Source organism: Phocaeicola plebeius DSM 17135 (genome assembly GCF_000187895.1).
Lineage (GTDB): Bacteria > Bacteroidota > Bacteroidia > Bacteroidales > Bacteroidaceae > Phocaeicola > Phocaeicola plebeius.
The window spans coordinates 352,125-372,623 of record NZ_DS990134.1 but is presented as its reverse complement, the minus strand read 5'-3'; the positions used below and the strand labels follow the sequence as shown (position 1 = coordinate 372,623).

At 44.9% G+C, this 20,499-nt stretch carries 13 protein-coding genes and 2 pseudogenes; 6 read left to right on the top strand and 9 right to left on the bottom strand.

Annotated elements, in window-relative coordinates; all coding sequences use genetic code 11:
• Nucleotides 1–2 precede the first annotated feature (2 nt).
• Together BACPLE_RS16385 and BACPLE_RS16380 are read right to left on the bottom strand one after the other, a co-directional pair.
• Nucleotides 3–443: a DUF3408 domain-containing protein gene (locus BACPLE_RS16385; protein WP_004291503.1), complete on the bottom strand. Its 441-nt coding sequence runs from the start codon at nucleotides 441–443 to the stop codon at nucleotides 3–5.
• A 2-nt stretch (nucleotides 444–445) separates the two neighbouring features.
• Nucleotides 446–1,372, bottom strand: a complete 927-nt coding sequence (locus tag BACPLE_RS16380) for a ParA family protein (RefSeq protein WP_005783105.1) — start codon at nucleotides 1,370–1,372, stop codon at nucleotides 446–448.
• Between BACPLE_RS16380 and BACPLE_RS19785 the strand changes: the two genes are divergently transcribed.
• The 6 genes and pseudogenes from BACPLE_RS19785 to BACPLE_RS16355 all read left to right on the top strand — a co-directional run.
• Entirely contained in the window at nucleotides 1,371–1,535 is a 165-nt protein-coding gene (locus BACPLE_RS19785; RefSeq protein ID WP_196029218.1) for a hypothetical protein, read from the top strand. The two genes, BACPLE_RS16380 and BACPLE_RS19785, sit on opposite strands and share 2 nt — an antisense overlap.
• 381 nt (nucleotides 1,536–1,916) lie before the next feature.
• A complete protein-coding gene (gene mobA / locus BACPLE_RS16375) occupies nucleotides 1,917–2,345 on the top strand; it encodes a conjugal transfer protein MobA (RefSeq protein WP_004291488.1) in 429 nt (142 codons plus the stop codon).
• Nucleotides 2,324–3,571, top strand: coding sequence for a conjugal transfer protein MobB (mobB, locus tag BACPLE_RS16370; protein ID WP_004291483.1), 1,248 nt, complete (start codon nucleotides 2,324–2,326; stop codon nucleotides 3,569–3,571). Before mobA ends, mobB begins: the two co-directional genes overlap by 22 nt.
• A gap of 30 nt (nucleotides 3,572–3,601) precedes the next feature.
• Nucleotides 3,602–4,525, top strand: a pseudogene (locus BACPLE_RS16365) (YWFCY domain-containing protein); the annotation flags it as partial.
• 639 nt (nucleotides 4,526–5,164) lie between these two features.
• On the top strand, nucleotides 5,165–6,817 hold the full coding sequence (gene ltrA, locus BACPLE_RS16360; protein WP_007560904.1) for a group II intron reverse transcriptase/maturase: 1,653 nt from the start codon (nucleotides 5,165–5,167) through the stop codon (nucleotides 6,815–6,817).
• Nucleotides 6,818–6,938: 121 nt separating this feature from the next.
• Nucleotides 6,939–8,036 (top strand): annotated as a pseudogene (locus BACPLE_RS16355) (TraM recognition domain-containing protein); the annotation flags it as partial.
• Nucleotides 8,037–8,167: 131 nt separating this feature from the next.
• Here BACPLE_RS16355 and BACPLE_RS16350 read toward each other — a convergent pair.
• The 7 genes from BACPLE_RS16350 to tet(Q) form a co-directional block, all read right to left on the bottom strand.
• Entirely contained in the window at nucleotides 8,168–11,422 is a 3,255-nt protein-coding gene (locus BACPLE_RS16350; protein ID WP_004291481.1) for a P-loop NTPase fold protein, read from the bottom strand.
• A 16-nt stretch (nucleotides 11,423–11,438) separates the two neighbouring features.
• The gene (locus BACPLE_RS16345; protein WP_004291480.1) at nucleotides 11,439–12,569 is read right to left on the bottom strand and encodes an ATP-binding protein; all 1,131 of its coding nucleotides are present in this window, start codon (nucleotides 12,567–12,569) and stop codon (nucleotides 11,439–11,441) included.
• A gap of 301 nt (nucleotides 12,570–12,870) precedes the next feature.
• A complete protein-coding gene (locus BACPLE_RS16340; RefSeq protein WP_004304269.1) occupies nucleotides 12,871–13,476 on the bottom strand; it encodes an RteC domain-containing protein in 606 nt (201 codons plus the stop codon).
• A gap of 238 nt (nucleotides 13,477–13,714) precedes the next feature.
• Nucleotides 13,715–14,137, bottom strand: a complete 423-nt coding sequence (locus BACPLE_RS16335) for a dihydrofolate reductase family protein (protein WP_004291474.1) — start codon at nucleotides 14,135–14,137, stop codon at nucleotides 13,715–13,717.
• Between the two features lie 279 nt (nucleotides 14,138–14,416).
• Nucleotides 14,417–15,739: a sigma-54-dependent transcriptional regulator gene (locus BACPLE_RS16330; protein ID WP_004291471.1), complete on the bottom strand. Its 1,323-nt coding sequence runs from the start codon at nucleotides 15,737–15,739 to the stop codon at nucleotides 14,417–14,419.
• Nucleotides 15,732–18,050 (bottom strand): hybrid sensor histidine kinase/response regulator, encoded by a 2,319-nt coding sequence (locus BACPLE_RS16325; protein WP_004291467.1) that lies wholly within the window; start codon nucleotides 18,048–18,050, stop codon nucleotides 15,732–15,734. The genes BACPLE_RS16330 and BACPLE_RS16325 overlap by 8 nt, the downstream gene beginning before the upstream one ends.
• Nucleotides 18,050–19,975 (bottom strand): tetracycline resistance ribosomal protection protein Tet(Q), encoded by a 1,926-nt coding sequence (tet(Q), locus tag BACPLE_RS16320; protein WP_004291466.1) that lies wholly within the window; start codon nucleotides 19,973–19,975, stop codon nucleotides 18,050–18,052. Before tet(Q) ends, BACPLE_RS16325 begins: the two co-directional genes overlap by 1 nt.
• Nucleotides 19,976–20,499 lie beyond the last annotated feature (524 nt).

Sequence of the window (20,499 nt, the reverse complement as noted above, 5' to 3'; positions counted from 1 at the left end):
TTTCAAATCAGATCTTCACGTTGTTTCTTGTACAGTTCGTTGATTCTCTCCTTGTGCTGTTCCAGATGCTGGCGCAGCACGGTATCCACATATCCGCCTACTGAGATTTCCCCTCCGGCGATGTCGTTCACGATTCTGAGGATCTTGCCGTGGACGTCACGGCTGATATAGACACATTGGCGGGTCTTTATCTCGTTGCGGCGCAGGAATAGCTCGTTGTAGTCCTCGTCCTGCCTTTTCCGGCGTCCACTTTCCCTCTGCGCTTTTTCCCGTGTTACGGGTTGCACAGGAGATGGTTCCGGTGCGGCGGTGTCCTCTTCGGTCGGTGCAGCTGCGGGTACTTCCTGTGCGGGGCGCAGTGTCCCGTCCTGTGTGCGCCGCCCGATGGAGGCTAACAGCAGTTCCTCGTCGATGCCTTCCGTGTTCACTTTCCTGCTGCCCATGCTCACTGCGGTCTGATGATGTCGCTTATCTCTTCGGAAAACTCCCGGATGCCACTCCCTTTCAGCAGTGCCGTGTCCATCGGGAAGATGGTGGAGCGGAAAACGCTCTTGCGCTCTTCCGAAAGGTCACGGCGGAACTTCTTGCTGTCGGGCAAGCGGGTGGAAAGTACCGGAAAGCCCATTTCGGCTATCACTTCCTCGTAGATGCCGTACAAGTCGTTCCTCTCCCTGCCGTCCACCATCGTCCAGAACAGATGCAGCCCCTTTGTTTTCGCCTGTCCGGTAGTCATCAGCCTGTCGCGGAACATCGTGACGAATTTCAGGGTACTCTCCACGACAAAGCGGTCGGCACTCAGCGGAGTGAAAATGTAGTCCATCTGCGAGAGCGTCTTTATCACGCCGTTGCTTCGGAGTGTGCCGGGCATGTCGAAGAACACCACGTCGGGTTTCACGTCCTCAGTGGCAATCATCCTCTCGGCATCGTCGAGGGCGTTCACCGCATTGCTTTTGACGATGGTGTAGGCGTTCTTTTTGATCCGGCGGAAATGGTCGCAAGCGAGAGCCTTGAAGTAGGTGCTGCTGTCGATAAGCCCCATTTCGTGTTCGCGCAGCCCGTGGATGCTGTGCTGCGGGTCGTCGCAGTCCACGACGGCGACATTGTAGCCTTTCACGTTGTGCAGGTAGCTGGCGGCAAGTGCCGTGACAGTGGATTTGCCGATGCCACCTTTCTGTGTTGCGAATGCAACGAAGATTTCCTTACTCATAGTTCCATTTATTTTAATTGTTGATGATTTGTTTTTCTGTTTCCATACGGATTTGGCTGTCGCACCATCCGCTTCCGTGACTACACACGCAGGCGGGTCGTCGCGTATCCGGTTCTGTGGTGAAGCGGTGCGTCGGACAAATGGTGATTGACGACATTGCGTCATGAAGTCATTGAATCCATACGTCACCGAATTGTCGGAGAACCGGGTTTCCGACGGTTCGGGTATCCGTTTCGGCAAGTATCCGAAGAAGCGGATTTCCGGGTATTTGAATGTTCCGTTTATCATATCTTCAAATCGTTCGTTTCTTGAATCATGCTGCAAATAAACAAGTATATTTTGGAACCTGTATCACTTCTCCGGCAAGTGGCGGCACGTTGCGCCGGTTGGCAGTCATTGACCGGGTCAAGCATCTGTCCGATACCGCTTTAAGGGCGTAACTTTGCACCCGGACAGCAGGGTTCGCCGATGACGCGCGGCCCGGAGTCCTGAAAGGTATTTTCCCAATCCGTCCCCTGACGGATTTTTATGTTCACCTGAACATAGCAAGATGTCTTTTCAGCCGCTCAAAATATTTTGAGCAGCCACGAAAAGCACTTGCCCTTGCAGGGGGCGGGCTTTCCCTCCGAAGTCGGGAAGCCTTTCAGAACTGCGGTGCTGTAATCCGAAGCGGCGGCTTATGCCGTCAATCCGCTAAATCCAAAGTAATATGAAAGAGAAAAGGAAAAGCAAATCAGGGAGAAATCCCAAACTTGATCCGGCGGTGTACCGGTACACCGTCCGTTTCAACGAGGAGGAACACAACCGTTTCCTCGCCATGTTCGGAAAATCGGGTGTCTATGCACGGTCTGTTTTCCTCAAAGCGCACTTCTTCGGGCAACCGTTCAAGGTGCTGAAGGTGGACAAGACGTTGGTGGACTATTACACCAAACTGTCGGATTTTCATGCACAATTCCGTGCCGTGGGTACGAATTACAACCAAGTCGTGAAGGAACTGAGGCTGCATTTTTCAGAGAAAAAGGCGATGGCGTTGCTCTACAAATTAGAGCAACACACCGTCGAACTCGTGAAACTGAGCCGCCGGATTGTGGAACTTTCAAGGGAAATGGAGGCAAAATGGTCGCAAAAATCAGTGTAGGAAGTTCGTTGTACGGCGCGATTGCCTACAACGGGGAGAAGATTAACGAGGCGCAGGGGCGGCTTCTCACCACCAACCGCATCTACAATGACGGTTCGGGAACGGTGGACATAGGCAAGGCGATGGAGGGTTTTCTCACCTTCCTGCCACCGCAGATGAAGATCGAGAAGCCGGTGGTGCATATCTCTCTCAACCCGCACCCGGAGGATGTGCTGACCGATATTGAGTTGCAGAATATCGCCCGCGAGTATCTGGAAAAACTCGGTTTCGGAAACCAGCCTTATCTTGTATTCAAGCACGAGGACATCGACCGCCACCACCTGCACATCGTGACGGTCAACGTGGACGAGAACGGGAAAAGGCTCAACCGGGATTTTCTCTACCGCCGCAGCGACCGTATCCGCAGGGAACTGGAACAGAAGTACGGATTGCATCCGGCAGAACGTAAAAATCAGAGATTGGATAATCCGTTGCGCAAGGTGGCCGCATCGGCAGGTGATGTGAAGAAGCAGGTAGGCAACACCGTGAAGGCTCTGAATGGGCAGTACCGTTTCCAGACGATGGGCGAATACCGTGCGCTCCTTTCCTTATATAATATGACGGTGGAGGAAGCGAGGGGCAACGTGCGCGGACGGGAGTATCACGGGCTGGTCTATTCCGTCACGGACGACAAGGGTAACAAGGTGGGCAACCCGTTCAAATCCTCGCTTTTCGGGAAGTCCGCAGGCTATGAAGCCGTACAGAAGAAGTTTGTCCGTTCCAAATCGGAAATCAAGGATAGGAAACTGGCAGACATGACGAAACGCACCGTCCTTTCCGTGCTGCAAGGCACTTATGACAAGGACAAATTTGTATCCCAACTCAAAGAGAAGGGCATCGACACCGTACTGCGCTACACAGAGGAAGGGCGCATCTATGGGGCTACCTTCATCGACCACCGCACGGGATGCGTGCTGAACGGTTCGCGCATGGGTAAGGAGCTTTCGGCGAATGCCTTGCAGGAACACTTCACCCTGCCATACGCCGGACAACCGCCGATACCGCTATCCATCCCTGTGGATGCTGCGGACAAGGCACACGGGCAGACCGCCTACGACAGTGAAGATATATCGGGCGGTATGGGCTTGCTCACTCCCGAAGGTCCGGCGGTAGATGCCGAGGAAGAGGCTTTCATCCGGGCGATGAAGCGCAAAAAGAAGAAAAAACGCAAGGGCTTGGGTATGTAATCAGAGTATCAACAATTAAAAAATCAATGTATGTCACAACAAGAAGACGATTTGAGGGCATTGGCGAAAATCATGGATTTTCTGCGTGCCGTGAGTATCATTTTAGTGGTCATGAACGTGTACTGGTTCTGCTACGAAGCCATCCGGCTGTGGGGCGTGAACATCGGCGTGGTGGACAAAATCCTTCTGAACTTCGACCGCACGGCGGGGCTGTTCCATTCCATTCTCTACACGAAGCTGTTTTCCGTCCTTTTGCTTGCCTTGTCCTGTCTGGGTACGAAGGGTGTCAAGGGTGAGAAAATCACTTGGGGGAGAATCTGGACAGCATTTGCCGTCGGGTTCGTGCTGTTTTTCCTGAACTGGTGGTTGCTGCCCCTGCCGCTGCCGCTTGAAGCGGTGACGGGACTGTATGTCCTTACCATTGGAACGGGCTATGTCTGCCTGTTGATGGGTGGTCTGTGGATGAGCCGCCTGTTGAAACACAATTTGATGGAGGATGTTTTCAACAACGAGAACGAGAGTTTCATGCAGGAAACGAGGCTTATCGAAAGCGAGTATTCGGTCAATCTGCCGACACGTTTCTATTACAGGAAACGCTGGAACAACGGTTGGATCAATGTAGTTAATCCCTTCCGTGCGTCCATCGTGTTGGGTACGCCGGGCAGCGGCAAGTCCTATGCCGTGGTAAACAATTTTATCAAGCAACAGATTGAAAAGGGCTTTAGTCAATACATCTACGATTTCAAGTATCCCGACCTATCTACTATTGCCTACAACCATTTGCTGAACCACCCGGACGGCTACAAGGTAAAGCCGAAGTTCTATGTGATCAACTTCGACGACCCGCGACGCTCTCATCGGTGCAATCCCATTCACCCGGATTTTATGGAAGATATTACGGATGCCTATGAGAGTGCCTACACAATAATGCTCAACCTCAATAAAACGTGGGTGTGACCTGTAAAGTCACGTAATTGATTATTAGACAGTAATATTAATTGCATGATTTAACCCGCTGTTCCGTCAGCGGTAGCCTACTATAAGGTGCATCTCCAGTGATGGGTTGTGCCAAGCTTATAGGACAAAGTACACTTTCCGAAAGGACAAGACTGAACCGTGAGGGAATGTCAAGGGCGGTTAGTATCATACCGTTGAGTGGCGAGGCTGGATAGCATGGTTAACGTAAGTGAACTGACTTTAGCCGTCGTAAGGTTTGAAGGAGCGCAAGATACTTTAGCTCTCACCAAAAGGTAAGCAGTCGGATAACCCTTGCCCATGTTGGGGTTACACGGACACAGCACTGCCGGCGGACTTGGCAGAACCTAAACTATCCGTTTGTCAATTACGTGGAACAGGGCAAGCCTGTATCTCTCTCGTAAGAATGCGAGTAAGCGAACCGCAAGGCAAGCCGAATGGGGTGCAGGTATGAGATAACGGAAAAAGCGAATGCCACCCTGTAATGGGGTGGATACGGATTGAATCAACATCACGGGTTGTTATTGGTGACATCATCCGACACGAAAGTGGGCAGACTTCCGTATATGGTAACTCTTTACAAGATAACTTTTAGAACTTTCAAAAGGAGGAAAGCAAATGAACGAAACTAAAACATCGTGTGCGCCTGCTGATAGTAGGAATCTAACTTGGGACGGAATGGACTGGTCCAAGTGTGAAGCCTATGTCCGAAAGCTACAAGCGCGTATTGTAAAGGCTCAAAAGGAAGGCAGACATAACAAGGTGAAAGCCTTGCAGTGGATGCTGACCCACTCTTTTTACGCCAAGGCATTGGCGGTAAAGAGGGTTACTTCCAACAAAGGGAAGAAAACGTCTGGAGTAGATAAACAGCTTTGGGATTCTCCCAAGCGCAAGTACAAAGCAATCGGTGAACTGAAACGTCGTGGTTACAATCCGCAGCCGCTTCGTAGGGTTCACATCAAGAAAAAGAACGGTAAACTCCGACCGCTGGGAATACCGACAATGAAAGACAGGGCGATGCAGGCATTATATCTCATGGCATTGGAACCGATAGCCGAAACGACAGGCGACCGCTTTTCTTATGGTTTCCGCAAGAGACGCAGGACAATGGACGCTATCCGTCAGATTGATACGGTTCTAAACCGCCAGCATTCTCCCGAATGGATTTTGGAGGGAGACATTAAAGGCTGCTTCGACCATATCAGCCACGACTGGCTTCTTAATCATATCCCTATGGATAAGACGATACTCAGAAAATGGCTGAAATGTGGAGCTGTATTCAATGGCAAACTATTCCCGACAGAAGAGGGTACACCACAAGGAGGTATCATATCACCGACACTTGCAAATATAGCACTTGACGGACTTCAACCACTCTTGGCTGAAAGATTCAAAAGATTATGGCGCAACAATAAGACATTCCACTACAAGGTAAACCTTATTCGTTATGCGGATGACTTTATAATCACAGGTCGAGAAAAGGAGCTATTGGAAAACGAAGTCAAACCTATCGTGATAGAATTTCTCAAAGAAAGAGGGCTAACCTTATCCGAAGAGAAAACTACCATTACGAACATATACGACGGTTTTGATTTCTTAGGTTTCAATGTGAGGAAGTTTGGCAAAAGGCTATACACATCCCCGTCCAAAGATGCACAGAAACGCTTCAGGGCAAAAATCGGTGACATCGTTAAAGGACATAAAATGTGTAAGCAGGAATCGCTGATACGAATGCTTAATCCTGTAATCACAGGTTGGGGCAACTATTACCGATATGGTGCATCAACCGATGCTTTTCATGGTTGTGACAATCACATTTACAATCTCACGAAGAAATGGGCTTTACGTCGCCATCCAAAGAAACGCAAGTCTTGGGTTGCAGACAAATATTGGCATGAAATTCGGGGGCGTAAATGGACGTTTGCATGGAAATATGAAACCAAGAGCAAGAAAGTGAACTACCTGACCCTTAAAAGGTTGTCGGATATACATTATACTCCGTACAAGCAAATCAAAGGTGAGGCAAACCCTTTCGACCCGGAATACGATGATTATTTCTTTCAGCGAAAGGAGCAACAAATGCTGGAATCTCTCAAGGGACGTAAGTCTCTCTTATATTTATGGAACAAGCAGAACCGGATTTGTCCGTTATGTGGCAAGGAAATAGATTGTACAAAAGCATGGAACGTCAACGAAATATCTGTTGGTGGTTCGATTGTACGGCAACTTGTCCACAACAACTGCTACAAGCGAAATAAACGAAAATGTTGAAAGTATGAGCCGATTTCTAACAACAAATAGAAATATTGAGTTGCTTGAGCCGTATGAGGGGAAACTCTCATGTACGGTTCTTAGGGGAGAAGGGGGCAGCAATGCCCTTGACTTACCCGATGTGCAAAAGCAGGGCGACTTCTTCGTGGAGTCACCTATCATTCTGTTTGCCAGTATTATCTGGTATCTCAAAATCTATCAGAACGGGAAGTTTTGCACGTTTCCCCATGCTATCGAGTTTCTGAACCGCCGTTACGAGGATATATTTCCGATACTGACCTCTTATCCGGAGCTGGAGAACTACCTTTCGCCGTTCATGGATGCGTGGCTTGGAGGGGCTGCGGAGCAGCTCATGGGTCAGATAGCGTCGGCAAAAATCCCGCTTTCGAGGATGATTTCACCGCAGCTCTACTGGGTGATGTCAGACAGCGAGTTTACGCTGGACATCAACAATCCCGAAGAGCCGAAAATCCTCTGCGTGGGTAACAATCCCGACCGTCAGAATATCTACGGTGCGGCACTCGGTCTGTATAATTCCCGTATCGTGAAGCTCATCAACAAGAAGGGGATGCTGAAGTCATCGGTCATCATCGACGAGTTGCCCACAATATACTTCAAAGGGTTGGACAATCTTATAGCTACCGCCCGAAGCAACAAGGTTGCCGTGTGTCTGGGCTTTCAGGATTTCAGCCAGTTAGTGCGTGACTACGGGGACAAAGAGGCGAAAGTGGTGATGAACACTGTCGGCAATATTTTCTCCGGTCAGGTGGTGGGGGAAACAGCCAAGACGCTCTCCGAGCGGTTCGGTAAGGTGTTGCAGAAACGGCAGTCCATCTCCATCAACCGGCAGGATGTTTCCACCTCCATCAACACGCAGATGGACGCGCTCATTCCACCGAGTAAGATTTCCGGGCTTACGCAGGGAATGTTTGTCGGTTCTGTATCCGACAACTTCAACGAGCGTATCGAGCAGAAGATTTTTCATTGCGAGATTGTGGTGGATGCCGAAAAGGTGAAACGGGAAGAAAGTGCCTACAAGAAAATTCCCGTCATTACAAACTTCACGGACGAGGACGGCAACGACCGCATGAAGGAAACGGTGCAGGCGAACTACCGGCGCATCAAGGAAGAGGTGAAGCAGATTGTGCAGGAGGAACTGGAGCGTATCAAAAACGATCCGGTGCTGTGTAAACTGCTACCAGATAATGAGACTGTCTAACAAGTCCCCAAAATTGAAAATTATCCCTATCGAAGTTTGAAGTGACCCCCAAAAGTTGGATACAATTTTTTTGGGGGGCACTTCAGTTCTGACGGGTAAAATCGTAAAATTCGGACTTGTTAGACAAATACTTACGCGGTTTCAACCTCAGGTACTGAATCTATCGAATTGACAAATTTAACCAATTGCGGATCTGAATCTTTTTGTATGAGGTTTCGGAGACTCTTTTTCAATTCATAAGCATCATCCCCTGCTGTATTTATTAAATCCATATAAAAATCTTTGTTTTGCAGAATCAATGAACGGCATGCCCCATCGGAAATTACAGGTTTCACTATTTTATCAATAACGTCTCCAGCTTGACTTTTCAAATTACCATGCGATCTAAGCCATGTTTCGAAAAATTGAAACTTTATTGCATTGATAGTCTTTTTACCGATGCAGAAATCATTTCTTATATCGGTAACTGTCGATTTAATTTTTCGTTTATCCAATCTTTCAACTATATTCTTGAAACAATTAGGGAAAGGATTCAAACTTTGAGTTCCAGAAGCAATATCCATCAGAATCTTTTTGCCAAATTCAGTCAAGTTATCTGGCAAGGATTTGATTTTAGCCAGTAAATGTTTTATTGCGACAAACCAATAATATGATGTATGTGCTGTTCTTTGGGCGTATAATGTATCAACACTTATTTCAGACAACGCTTCGAACGCTATTTTATTGATATGATCGGTCAGGACATTGCTTATTTTAGTGGTCAAATCGTAAAAAGATGCGTCAGGAATTACATCTTTAATATTGTTCTTAGTGATATACTTATCCAAATCGGTATTCCACTCTGCTAAATGCTCGATAAATACCTCATCCGTTACACCTATTCTGTTCTTAATATCTTCAAATTGGGGCAATATGTCTGAGAGCAATAATTTATAGCCAAGTTTATGATTTACCATGTATTGTAGTGTTTCATTTAATAGCGGTATATTCCATCCCACACTATTTACTAATAAGTCTCCATGATCCACATAATAGTCCATGAGTTCTGCAACATATTTTATATCTCCACCCTCTATTAAGGAAACGGAATGACCATGTGCCAATTGCATGGCGACTAAATCGTAATATCCAGACTCTTTAATGTTTCGGCCATCAGTTTCTAATTCAGAATGCAACTGATTTATGTAGGTTGAATCTAACGTTACAGGTAAAGGTCTTTCTTCGTCAGATGCCAATAAACGATAGGTTGTAAATATAGCCCCTATATTATCTTTATTTACATTCTGTTCATCAATGCAATTCGTGATCGCTTGCAAAAGCGTTGGAAACGTATAGGTAGAATTATCTTTTAACGTTTTTACAATATCTGCATGGTCGAAATTATCGGGTAGTAAGTTTGCCAAATAATTATCGAGCGCCTCCGAATTTGTTGCTACTTGATAATATTTATATGCTTTAGTTGTCGCGTTATCCCGATAGGCAGCATCTGTTGCATTTGCAGCTTGAATATAATCGATAAATGTATTTGGCTTGACTGTTTTTGCTTCAATCAATGACGTAAAATCGCACGCCAACTTATTTTGCGCAATAAACCTGTCTATTGCATCTAACGTTTTGAAATAGTCGCCGCCATTGAAGTCATTGAACCGAACTATCTTCTTATATAATTGAGCAATCACATGGTTTTGGCTTTCCGTGTCTAAATGCAACAGCAGTTCTTGGTATTCGACAGGGAACACCTGCTTCTCTATGGATTCTTTTAATTTCAATTGTGCTATTCTTTGCCATACACGCAGAATAACATCGCTCTTTCGAGTTAATTTATGCAAACAATGTATAATCTTATCGATAAGCGCATTGTCCATACATTGTATAACTTCTTCTAATACAGTGTCAAATTGTTTATTAGTCTCTGCATATTGATTTATGTCGTGGTCTTCTTCTCCGTTGATGCAGCCTTCAATATATTTTTTCAATGGAATTTGTCGAGCATCTTCAACATCGACACCATATACCAAAGCTGCAATTTCGCGTTGTGTTTGCAGATCATTGTTAATTATTGTTTGAATGCCATTCAGATAGTCGCCGGACAATATTTGTTCTACTGGATTTGCCAGAATATCCGTCTTCTTCAAACAGAACAATGCTATGTTTATCATCAAAATTTCGTTACACCACTCTTGTTTAAGAGCGACCATCTCATTGATATATGATATAATTTCCCTAACATTGGCATTAGGATTTACCAATCTGAATATCCGATTTATAGTTTCTTTCGCTTCATTTTCTGTTTCTCCAAATGCTTCAACAAACAGTTTGTTGAATATACTTCGATAGTCGGTAATAACAGGAGGAGCAACACGATAAACAATAGGGAAAGTTTTATTGATAAAATACTTGGTCAGTTGTTTCGTTTGTTCGTCGGTCTCATCTCCGAATGCACAAGCTAAATGTGTTTCATCGAAAGGAATAACAGCCCAAACATTTTCAAAACCGCTATCGGCGAAGAACGTATGGATAGAAGACCATAATTCTTTTACTTTTTCAGCGGGGAGACGATCCATGTTGTCAAAAACAAGGACTAATTTACGTTGTCCTTTTTCCTTGATAAAATCAGAAATGTCTTGCATCCATGTTTTGAACTCGTAAACCGTTGGTTCGTCTTCGCTCAAAGTCTCATAGCAAACGTCCTTTTCGACTTTATCTTGATAAATAGCTAACATATAACTCCATCCATATTTATGATCTTTGCTATATGCCCATTTCCAAACGCACAATGCAATAAGAACTGGCAGTGCAGCTATGATAATAGACAATAAAGAAAACCACCATGTTGTGGGTGTAGGTTTTACTGCATACGCAATAAATGTAAATATCGGAGTTAAAACTGCAACCAAAAATGCCGCAACCATACCATTACTGATAAGGGGATATTTTTCGGTTACGGTCTCCGTTTTACGGGCTAATAAATATTTCAGCTTTTCAGACCATGATACGGTTTTCGTACCTCCACCTTTGACTTTTATTGTTGCATTTCCAGATAGGATACCATCATCAATAAGTTTGCTTGTAAGCAATTCCAATATAGAGCGGCGTTGCAAGTCCTCTTGATGTCCCCATGCGTCATACTCAAAAAAGTAATAGTCGTCTGATAATTCACGTTCCAACATTTTAACCACGTTGGATTTTCCAGATCCCCAAATACCTTCGATGCCGATAATTCGAGGTAAAGTACATTCCTCATCCAATGAATCATTCTGACAAAAATGGCGAGCAATAGTTTTTGCCAACCTTTCTTGCGAACCTCCATCGAATTTGTCAATACCACACGGTTTATTTTGGATAAACCGCGGATATTGCTGTTTGGATTGTAGTTTTGTTTCCATATACGTAATTTATTGATTATACGAACTCCAAATAATTCTCCCGATTTACCACATGAAACTCGGCATAGGGATAGGCTTCTTGGAAGGCTTTCGGTGCGGCCGGCATTTTATTTCCCCACTTGAACTCCAAGGCGGTAAGACTGTCGGCACTCTCCTCAATCAGGTCGATTTCCTGTTTGTCGTAGGTGCGCCAGAAATAGAACTCCCTGTGCAGTCCCTCATTGAAGTTCGCTTTGCGCCGCTCTCCGATGATGTAGTTCTCCCACAGCGCACCGACATCCTGCCGAATGGCCAGCGGTGAGAAAGCCCCGATAATGGCATTGCGAATGCCGTTGTCGTAGAAGTACCACTTGCCAGCTTTTGTAACCTCCTTGCGTAGGTTACGCGAATAAGCCCCCAGACGATAGATAACGAAGACCTTTTCCAATAGGTCGAGGTATTTTTCAACGGTCGTCTTGCTCATGCCGAGTTGTTTACCTAACTCTTCGTAAGAAACTTCGCTGCCCAACTGAAAAGCTATCAATCGCAGTAGATCGCGCATCTTGCTCGAATTTTTTAAGCCGTCAATTGCTAAGATATCTTTAAGCAGGTATGCACCGACAATATCACGTAGGTAGTCTGTTTTACGTTCATAGTTCTCCATCATTACTACTTCGGGATAGGAACCGTAAATCAAGCGCGCTTCGAGGTTCTGGCGGGTTTCAAGTGCCGTTTCCGTCTGTGCGATTTCCCGTTGCGAGAATGGTGTAAGGAGAAATTGCGTACTGCGGCCGACCAACGGTTCACCAGTCTTATTCAGCAAATCGAATGACGAAGAACCACTTGCCAAGACACTTATTCCCGGTATTTCATCAACTATCAACTTCAGAATACTACCGATTTGTGGTATGTTCTGTGCCTCATCAATAGCCAGCAAATCAATACCATCCAATAAATGCCGATAATTGGCTATTGAGCGATTCTCCAATAGTGCTAATGTGTCGTAGTCTTCGCCGTTGAGCATCATCGTCCTACCTGAATAGTTGTCCACAATTTTACGCATCATTACCGTTTTACCAACACGGCGAGCACCAAAAATCAGTACTGCTTTATTGGGCGCGATTCGTGCTGTAATCTTCTCTTGAAGTATTCTATTTACTGTTTCCATACCTTATAAAATATAATGCAAAGATAATCATATTTTTTTAATTGGCGAATTTTACAAAAAAAACGGGCTATTAAATGGCGATTTTTACAACCACAATCTTATGGAAGTTGTTTCATTGTTTTTAGTAATGATATATGTTCATACTATGATGACTCAATAATTTACCAGACATACGTTTCTGAAATTTGTCCTTATAGGAATGAAAAACTCACATATATTGTGCTAATTAATATATAATTAAATGAAAATAAAAAGACAGGATACGAGTATTCCTGTCTTCTCATATGTAATGGATATTTTTTTATTTTCTCATCCGCTCCAACTCCTCATCACGCAACATTCTCTCGTTCAGTTTTTCCTGCATCCTGTCAATGAAATAGGTGCGGCTTTCGTTCTTCCGGCGTTTGATATCAGTGTAGAAGCGGTAGCAGTCTTTAGAATCAACCCCGAATATCTTATAGAGAAGTGGGGCGAGCTGTTTGAGCGGCATATTGCCGTTGTTGATGCAGCCCATCACGTCTATGCCGTAGATAAGTTCCACGAGGTCGATGGCATTGCCCGTCCATTGAAGAAGGCTGGCGGTGGTTTCTGTTGCGTTGTTGGCGGATATTAGTGGTGGCACTTGGGGCGTGGCAAGGAATTTCTGCATCTTTCTTACGAAAGACAGAGCCTTGCTGACGTAGGCGGCAATCTCTCTTTTTTCTTCTGACAGATTACGTACGGGATGGTGCTGCAACTCGATTTCGATGTAGGCAAGCGCGATGACGGTAAGGTTCATGTCCATGCCGCCGTTGCACAGTTCGATCACTTGGGTGGCGAAAGCCGTGTATGCCGTTTCCATATTGCAGTCGCCGGCTTCGTTTATCAGGCGGAAAAAGTCGGTTTCCGCCAGCAAGAAATAATTCATGGTTCTGTCAATTTTGAAAATTACACTTTGTTTTCTGCGTGCGCACATGAATATAATTGGCAAAAAACGCGGCAGAAAATAAAAAATCGAACACTCAATTTTACAAAGTGCTGGATTTCAGAGGTATAAAATTCAGTATTTTTTCACAAGGACAAATTATCTCCGACTTAAATTGTTTGTAATCGGAACATTTATTCTATTCCTGAAAATAGAAATGTATGCTTGCCGCACATTTTGGCTATCTTGCTTTTTTATCAAGGATATAGATAATGCGACATACACCGTTGGGATAGCTTTTCAAAGAGGAAAGCGTCCAGTGTTGCTCTGGCAGAGCCGACTTAAAAAAATGTCGTCCGCTTCCGGATATGAAAGGAACGGTGTATAGTATGATTTCATCCACAGCGTGCATCCGCAGCAGTCCGTTTATATAGTCTGCCGTGTCCGGTGTGGCTTCCGCGAGGTAACGGATGTTTGTGCAGTCTTTTCTCCATTCGTGCAGCATTGAAATGGAATAGTCCGGTGTCACACGGTAAAAGGCTTTCTTCCTGATTTCATCAAGACCGCAACGGTCAAGGCACAAATCCTGATGTGCTTTATCATATAACTCTGAAGAAAGACATCCGTCCATCGTCAGTACGGCGAGAATCTGAACTTTACCCATAATCGTTTCCTTTCGTTAGGCAAGGGTAAAAAAGTAGCGTGCAATTCACACTACCTTCAAGCGATGGCTCTGGTAAAGCCTTTACGGAGAGTACGTGAATGCACGCTATGCGTAAGCATAGCATAAGCATCACGCAATCGTCTCCGTAGTTCCAATTTACCAGATTTTCGCTTGAAACGCCTTGCGGTCTTATCCTATATGTTGGCGGCGAAAAGCTCCTGCCAATCGCCGTTTTTCTCAAATGTTATGCAAAGATAGCCAAATTCAGTGAATTACGGGCTATGATTGCTTGAATTTATATTTAAGTCCATACTCTTCAAGTTTGCTGTATAGTGTTGTCCTGCCTATGCCGAGCAGTTCTGCGGCGACACTCCGGTTGCCGTTTGCCTGTTTCAACGCACGCAATATCCGCTCCTTATCCTCCGCGTCATTGCGCAAGGCGAAGCTGACAGTAGAGGTCGGTTTCGTCACGGCAAGTTCCAGATGCTCTTTCATGACAACACCTTCCTGCGCCTGCAATACAGCACCCATAACTTTCTGCCGAAGTTCCCGCACGTTGCCCGGCCATGCGTGTGTCAGCAACGCTTTACGTGCTTCGGAACTGAACCCGCTCACGCTACACTCCAGCTCTCTGTTTGCCATATCACGGAAGAACTCTGCCAGCGGCATAATGTCTTCTTGACAGTCACGCAACGGAGGAACGGTTATCCCGAAGTCGTGCAGGCGGTACAGAAGATCCTGCCGAAAACGCTTTTCATTCACCGATACCTCCAAATCTTCATTGGTAGCAGCGATGATGCGGACATTGAAATTCCGGTCTGCCTTGTCTCCGACCGGGCGATACCGCCTCTCCTGTATGGCACGGAGCAACATCTGTTGGGTTTCCAACGCGAGGTTTCCTACCTCGTCCAGAAACAACGTGCCGCCTTCCGCCTCATGGAAATATCCTTTCTTGGCATTGTCCGCACCTGTAAATGCACCTTTGACGTGTCCGAAGAAAGCCGACGGTGCAAGCTCTTTGGAGAGTGAACCGCAGTCCACCGCCACAAATGGCTTGCCTGCACGTTTGCTCTTGTCATGCAACAGGTGGGCAATATGCTCCTTGCCCGTGCCGTTCTCACCAAATATCATCACGCTCATATCGGTGGCGGCTACCAGCCTTATGCGGTGCATGATTTTCTGAAAGGCGGAACCTTCACGGGCGAATATAGGCATACGGCGTTGTCCTGCCTGACGTTCTTTCAGTATGGAACGGATCAGGGGGACAAGTTTATCCTCCACAAGCTGTTTGGGAATATAGTCTATCGAGCCGAGTTTCATGCTTTCCACGGCGGTATTAACTTCGGCGTAGTCGGTCATAATGATGAAGGGCTGCATCTTTCCCTCCTTTCGCATCCAGCACAAAAGGTCTATGCCACTGCCGTCAGGCAGACGCAGGTCGGCAACCACGATATCATTATCTGTTGCCTGTTGCAGATGTTTCTTCGCGGTTGAGAGGTGGTAAGCCTTCATATTGCGGTAGCCCTCCCGTGACAGCATATTGCAGACATATTCGCAATACACGATGTTGTCTTCCACCACAATTATTTTTGTCTTATTCATCTTCGTATTTTCTCCTTTCCTCTTCTGCCAACCGTATTATTTCCACTCCCTTATCCAGCACGGCAGTCACGGCATGGCTTAACGCTTCACCATCCGGGAGAGCATCGCCACGAAGCAATCCGTAAAGTACATTCAGCGGTTGGTCGGCACGGAGCACCTCCCACGAACTGCGCAGGTGGTGGATCAGGGAATCCAGCTTTTGCAGGTCTTTTTCTTTTGCTGCATCCCGTACCGCCTGCATTTCCTTTTCTGTTTCAGTTATCAACTTTTCCAGCATGACGGCTTCATTGCCATAGGACAATAAGGCGGAAAAGTCCGGTTTCCCGTCCGGTGTCGCTTTTATGGCACACCTGTCGGAAACCTCCATCAGTTCCGATATGGAGAACGGTTTGAACAGGCATCCGGCAAAGCCTTTTGCCAATAGTTCCCCTTTGTTACAACTGCCCGAAGCGGTTGCCACAACCACCGGGATTGTTGGTGAATTGCCCACGTTGGACGAACGCAACAGTTCCAGCAATTCGAAACCGTTTATATCGGGCATATTCAAGTCTGTCAGCAACAGGCTGTATTCTTTCTGGCGTATCATTTCCATCAGTGCCGCAGCATCGGTGCAAGTGTCGCAGTGTATTCCTTCTTGGGAATACATCTCTTTCAGCATCAGAAGTAATACCTCATCATTGTCAATGGCGACAACATCATGGAATTTATTGTTATGATAAACAGGTGTATTGCTTGTATATCCAAGCTGTTCTTCAGCTTCCTGCATAGAAATTTCAACTGTGAAACGACTGCCTTTCCCTTTCTTGCTGTCTAAACGGATTGTTCCGCCAAGCATCGACACAATATTACGCATTATGGCAAGCCCAAGCCCGAAACCCTCCTTTGCGGCGGCATTTGATAGACGTTCAAACGCACCGAACGCTTGTTTCTGTTCCTCTTCTGTCATGCCTGTACCTGTATCTTCAACGACCAGTGTCAGAACTCCATTATCATATTCAGTAATCAAAGAAACACCGCCTTCTTCTGTGAACTTGACAGCGTTTGACAGCAGGTTATTCCCGATTTGTATTATTCGCTCTTTGTCGGTCAATACAATGGCATCGTGTCCAGTCTTCACGGACAAGGACAGCCCTTTGTTCACGGCAACAGGCATGAACTCCGTTTCAAGTGTGTGCGTGATTGCTGAAATCCGGCAGGGTGACAGACGGGGCTGTTCCTTGCCGTTGTCCAGGCGGAAGAAGTCAAGCAAAGTGTTAAGCATATCCCGCATACGGTCGGAGGATTGCAGTATGTTTTGGATATACTGCCCGGACTTATCCTCACACTGTTCTTTCCGTATCAGTCCGGCATAGCCTGTTATTGCTGTCAGCGGTGTGCGCAGTTCATGGGTGATAGTATGTACCGCCTTCTTCCTTGACGTTATCAGTGCCTCGTTCCGTTGTACGGATTGTTCCAGTTGCCTTATCAAATCAGTTGTCTTGTGCTTGTATTGTTTAATGCTTTTTGCATCACGATGTATGATGATGTAGGAAATTAACAACAATAGAAGAACGAATCCCATTAAACCGCCTACTTGCATAAATGACTTTTCACGCATGGCAACTATTTCGTTTTCCCGGCTTTGCAGTTCGGTTTGTACCTTTTCTTCTATTTGGCAAATCAATTCTTGCAGTTGTCTGTTAAGTTCTGCATTACGAGCTGCAAGGCTGTCGGCTTGTTCCGACAATTGGCGATCCTGCACTTTCTGTTCGCTGATTACGTTTCTATTGACCGAATGAAGGATAGTGGTTGATACTGCTGGAGTTACTTCCTTTTTTTTGCCGAATATGCCTAAGAAACCTTTTCGTTTTGGCTTTTTGGACTGTTCCTGCACACTTTTCTGTACAATAACCGGAATTTGATTGGCTATCTTCTTGTTAATAGATTGTTGTTCATCCATTAACCGGACTATCTGGAACATCTGTCGTTCCTTATCCTCTAAAAGACTGCGCACACTATCGATGCGCTCTGCTGGATAGGTGGCCTTGAAACGGCAGAGCATACTGTCCATTGCCATACGCCGTGCATGGTAATGCTCGATATCTTTATCGTTCCATTCCAGTATTGTTTCACCCAATAGAGAAAATTTTATCATTTGAATATTGATATTGTTTATTTCTTTTCGGAGCTCGTCTATTTTTTTATTGCCAAGTTCTAATGCTTCTATCTCCTGCCATTCATAGAGGCTATTATATGCCATACATCCGATAAGAATGGAGATAAGTATATATCCCAACCGTATTGCCTTATAGAAATTTCCTGACCGCTCCATTATTTTAATGACATTGATTTTTGGAACATGAATAAAAGTTTATCTTTTTCGTTCATGCGGATATTATCAGAATAACCGTCTTTTGTTATTTGATACCCACATGGCTTAACCATAAAAATGCCTAAGCCCTTAGTGTACGAACTTACTTCTGAGGCATAGTCTTTACTTGTATTTAATGGAACTTTCCCTTTAATATGACACCACTCATTATTACAACTGATGTCTTCAATCTCAGACATCAGTTTTTGCAAATCTGTAATAGCTTTGGAACTCGCTACTTGGGGTATCTGCAACTCAAAACAGAGCATCGGTTCGAGAATGTCCACACCTGACTGTTGCAAAGCCAGCCTGAAGACATAAGGGGTCAGCTGTCTGAAATCAGCAGGTGTACTTACCGGGCTATAATACTCGGCTTGAGTAAAAGTTACTTTCAGATCTGTCACTTCCCATCCATGTAAACCAGATTGGCAAGACATACGAATCCCTTCAAAAACGGCATTTTGAAAAGAATGGTTCAGATAACCATAGGAGATGTCACTTTCGATTTGCAACCCTGCCCCTAACGGTAAGGGTTCAAGAGTCAGCCCTATTGTGGCCCAGTAAGGGTTGGGTGGTACTTCGATCTGAATAATCTTATTGACCTTTTTTATAGGTCGTTCTTTGTAGATAGTCTTGATCTCATCAAAATGGACCTTTACGGAAAATCGTTCTTCCAGCAATGTCTGTATGATTTCCTTTTGGGTCAAACCATATAACGAGATTTCCAATTCATCACTATATGAGTTTATGGAAAAGGACAAAGACGGGTCTTCAATCCACAATGTATTCAGAGCGGATATCACCTTGCTTCTCTCTTCGGGCTTATTTGGCCGGACGGAGGATTTGAGAGCGGGATGCTGATGAGATAATCCTTGAATCAAACAAGGTTTAGCACCTAAATAATCTCCGATTCGAAAATCTTCTATATCTTCTACAATCGCGATATCATTGGCACCCACTTCATCAACATTTATCTCTCTGCCCTGATAAATAGTCTTTAGATTTTTAATCTTGATGAATTTTTCCGAATCGTTGATTCTTACAACGTCTCGAAGTCTCAGACTTCCGTCAATTATTTTAAGAAAACTTCTTTTATGCCCTTTGGGGTCATGCTCTATCTTATAGAGATAAGCTGAAAGTCTGTTTGAGACTGATGCCGGAGGAAGTATAAAAGAAGAAATGGCGTCCAACAACTCATTGATACCGATATTGAACATTGCTGATCCATGTAGCACCGGATAGACTTTGGCTTTTGCCACAAGAGCGATTATCGTATTCCAATAATCAGCCGGTGAAATTTCGCTATCCGCCAAATATCGTTCTAATATATCGTCGTCATGGTTGCATACAAATTCTTTGTATTCTTCCTTTATATATGTTTGGGAGCAAACCGGATAAACCGATCCATCGACAACAGTTTGCATAAACAGGACATCTTGCGACAGATTTGTTTTTATATCCATATACAAACGCTCCAAATTCACACCGGCACGGTCAATCTTATTGATAAATATAATTGTCGGGATTTGCAGCTTTTGTAAAGTACTGAACAGCAACTTTGTCTGCGCTTGTATGCCTTCCTTTGCGGATAAGATGAGGACTGCTCCATCAAGCATTTTGAATGTCCGCTCCACTTCCGCAATAAAATCCATGTGTCCCGGAGTGTCAATGATATTGCATTTCACTCCATTCCAGATAATAGATGTCGTAGAAGCCCGGACAGTAATTCCTCTACGTTTCTCTATATCCATAGAGTCCGTTATGGTGTCACCATTATCCACACGGCCGCACTTTTCCGTTGCTCCACTGGCAAACAGCAGATTCTCGGTTACGGAAGTTTTTCCTGCATCAATGTGAGCAAGAATTCCTAAATTTATAATATTCATTTGGATTAAGCAATAATATACTACAGTAGATGCATTGTCGAAACGCACCTTTTAATACCTCCTCGTAGCATATGAGAACTACAGGATTACTAACTCGTATTAATATGTATATTATTACTGCCGCATAACGATTACAAAATTACACAAAAAAATATATCTAACAAAAGTGGGAGGATTTTTTAACTTTTTACCATAGACATTTTATTAGGGAAGCGTAGGTTCAACTGGCAAGTACAAATAAGTAGAAATGTTTGAACAACACCGTTTTAGGAAGTTGAAAAATCAAGTTTCTCTCTCGGTATAGCGTTTATTTTGGCCAATATCTTCTTTAGTTTAGCATTTGTGTATTTCCCATTCGTGTTCTATTTAGCTCCTTATTATGAGTATGTAGCAAGTTACTTATCAAATTCAGCCTCTTTGAGGGTCAAATATGGTTTTGCAAATGGTGACTGACAAGACATAAACAAGGTCAGCAGGAATTTTTTACATAAATGGACATGAATGTATATAACCTAAAATAAGAA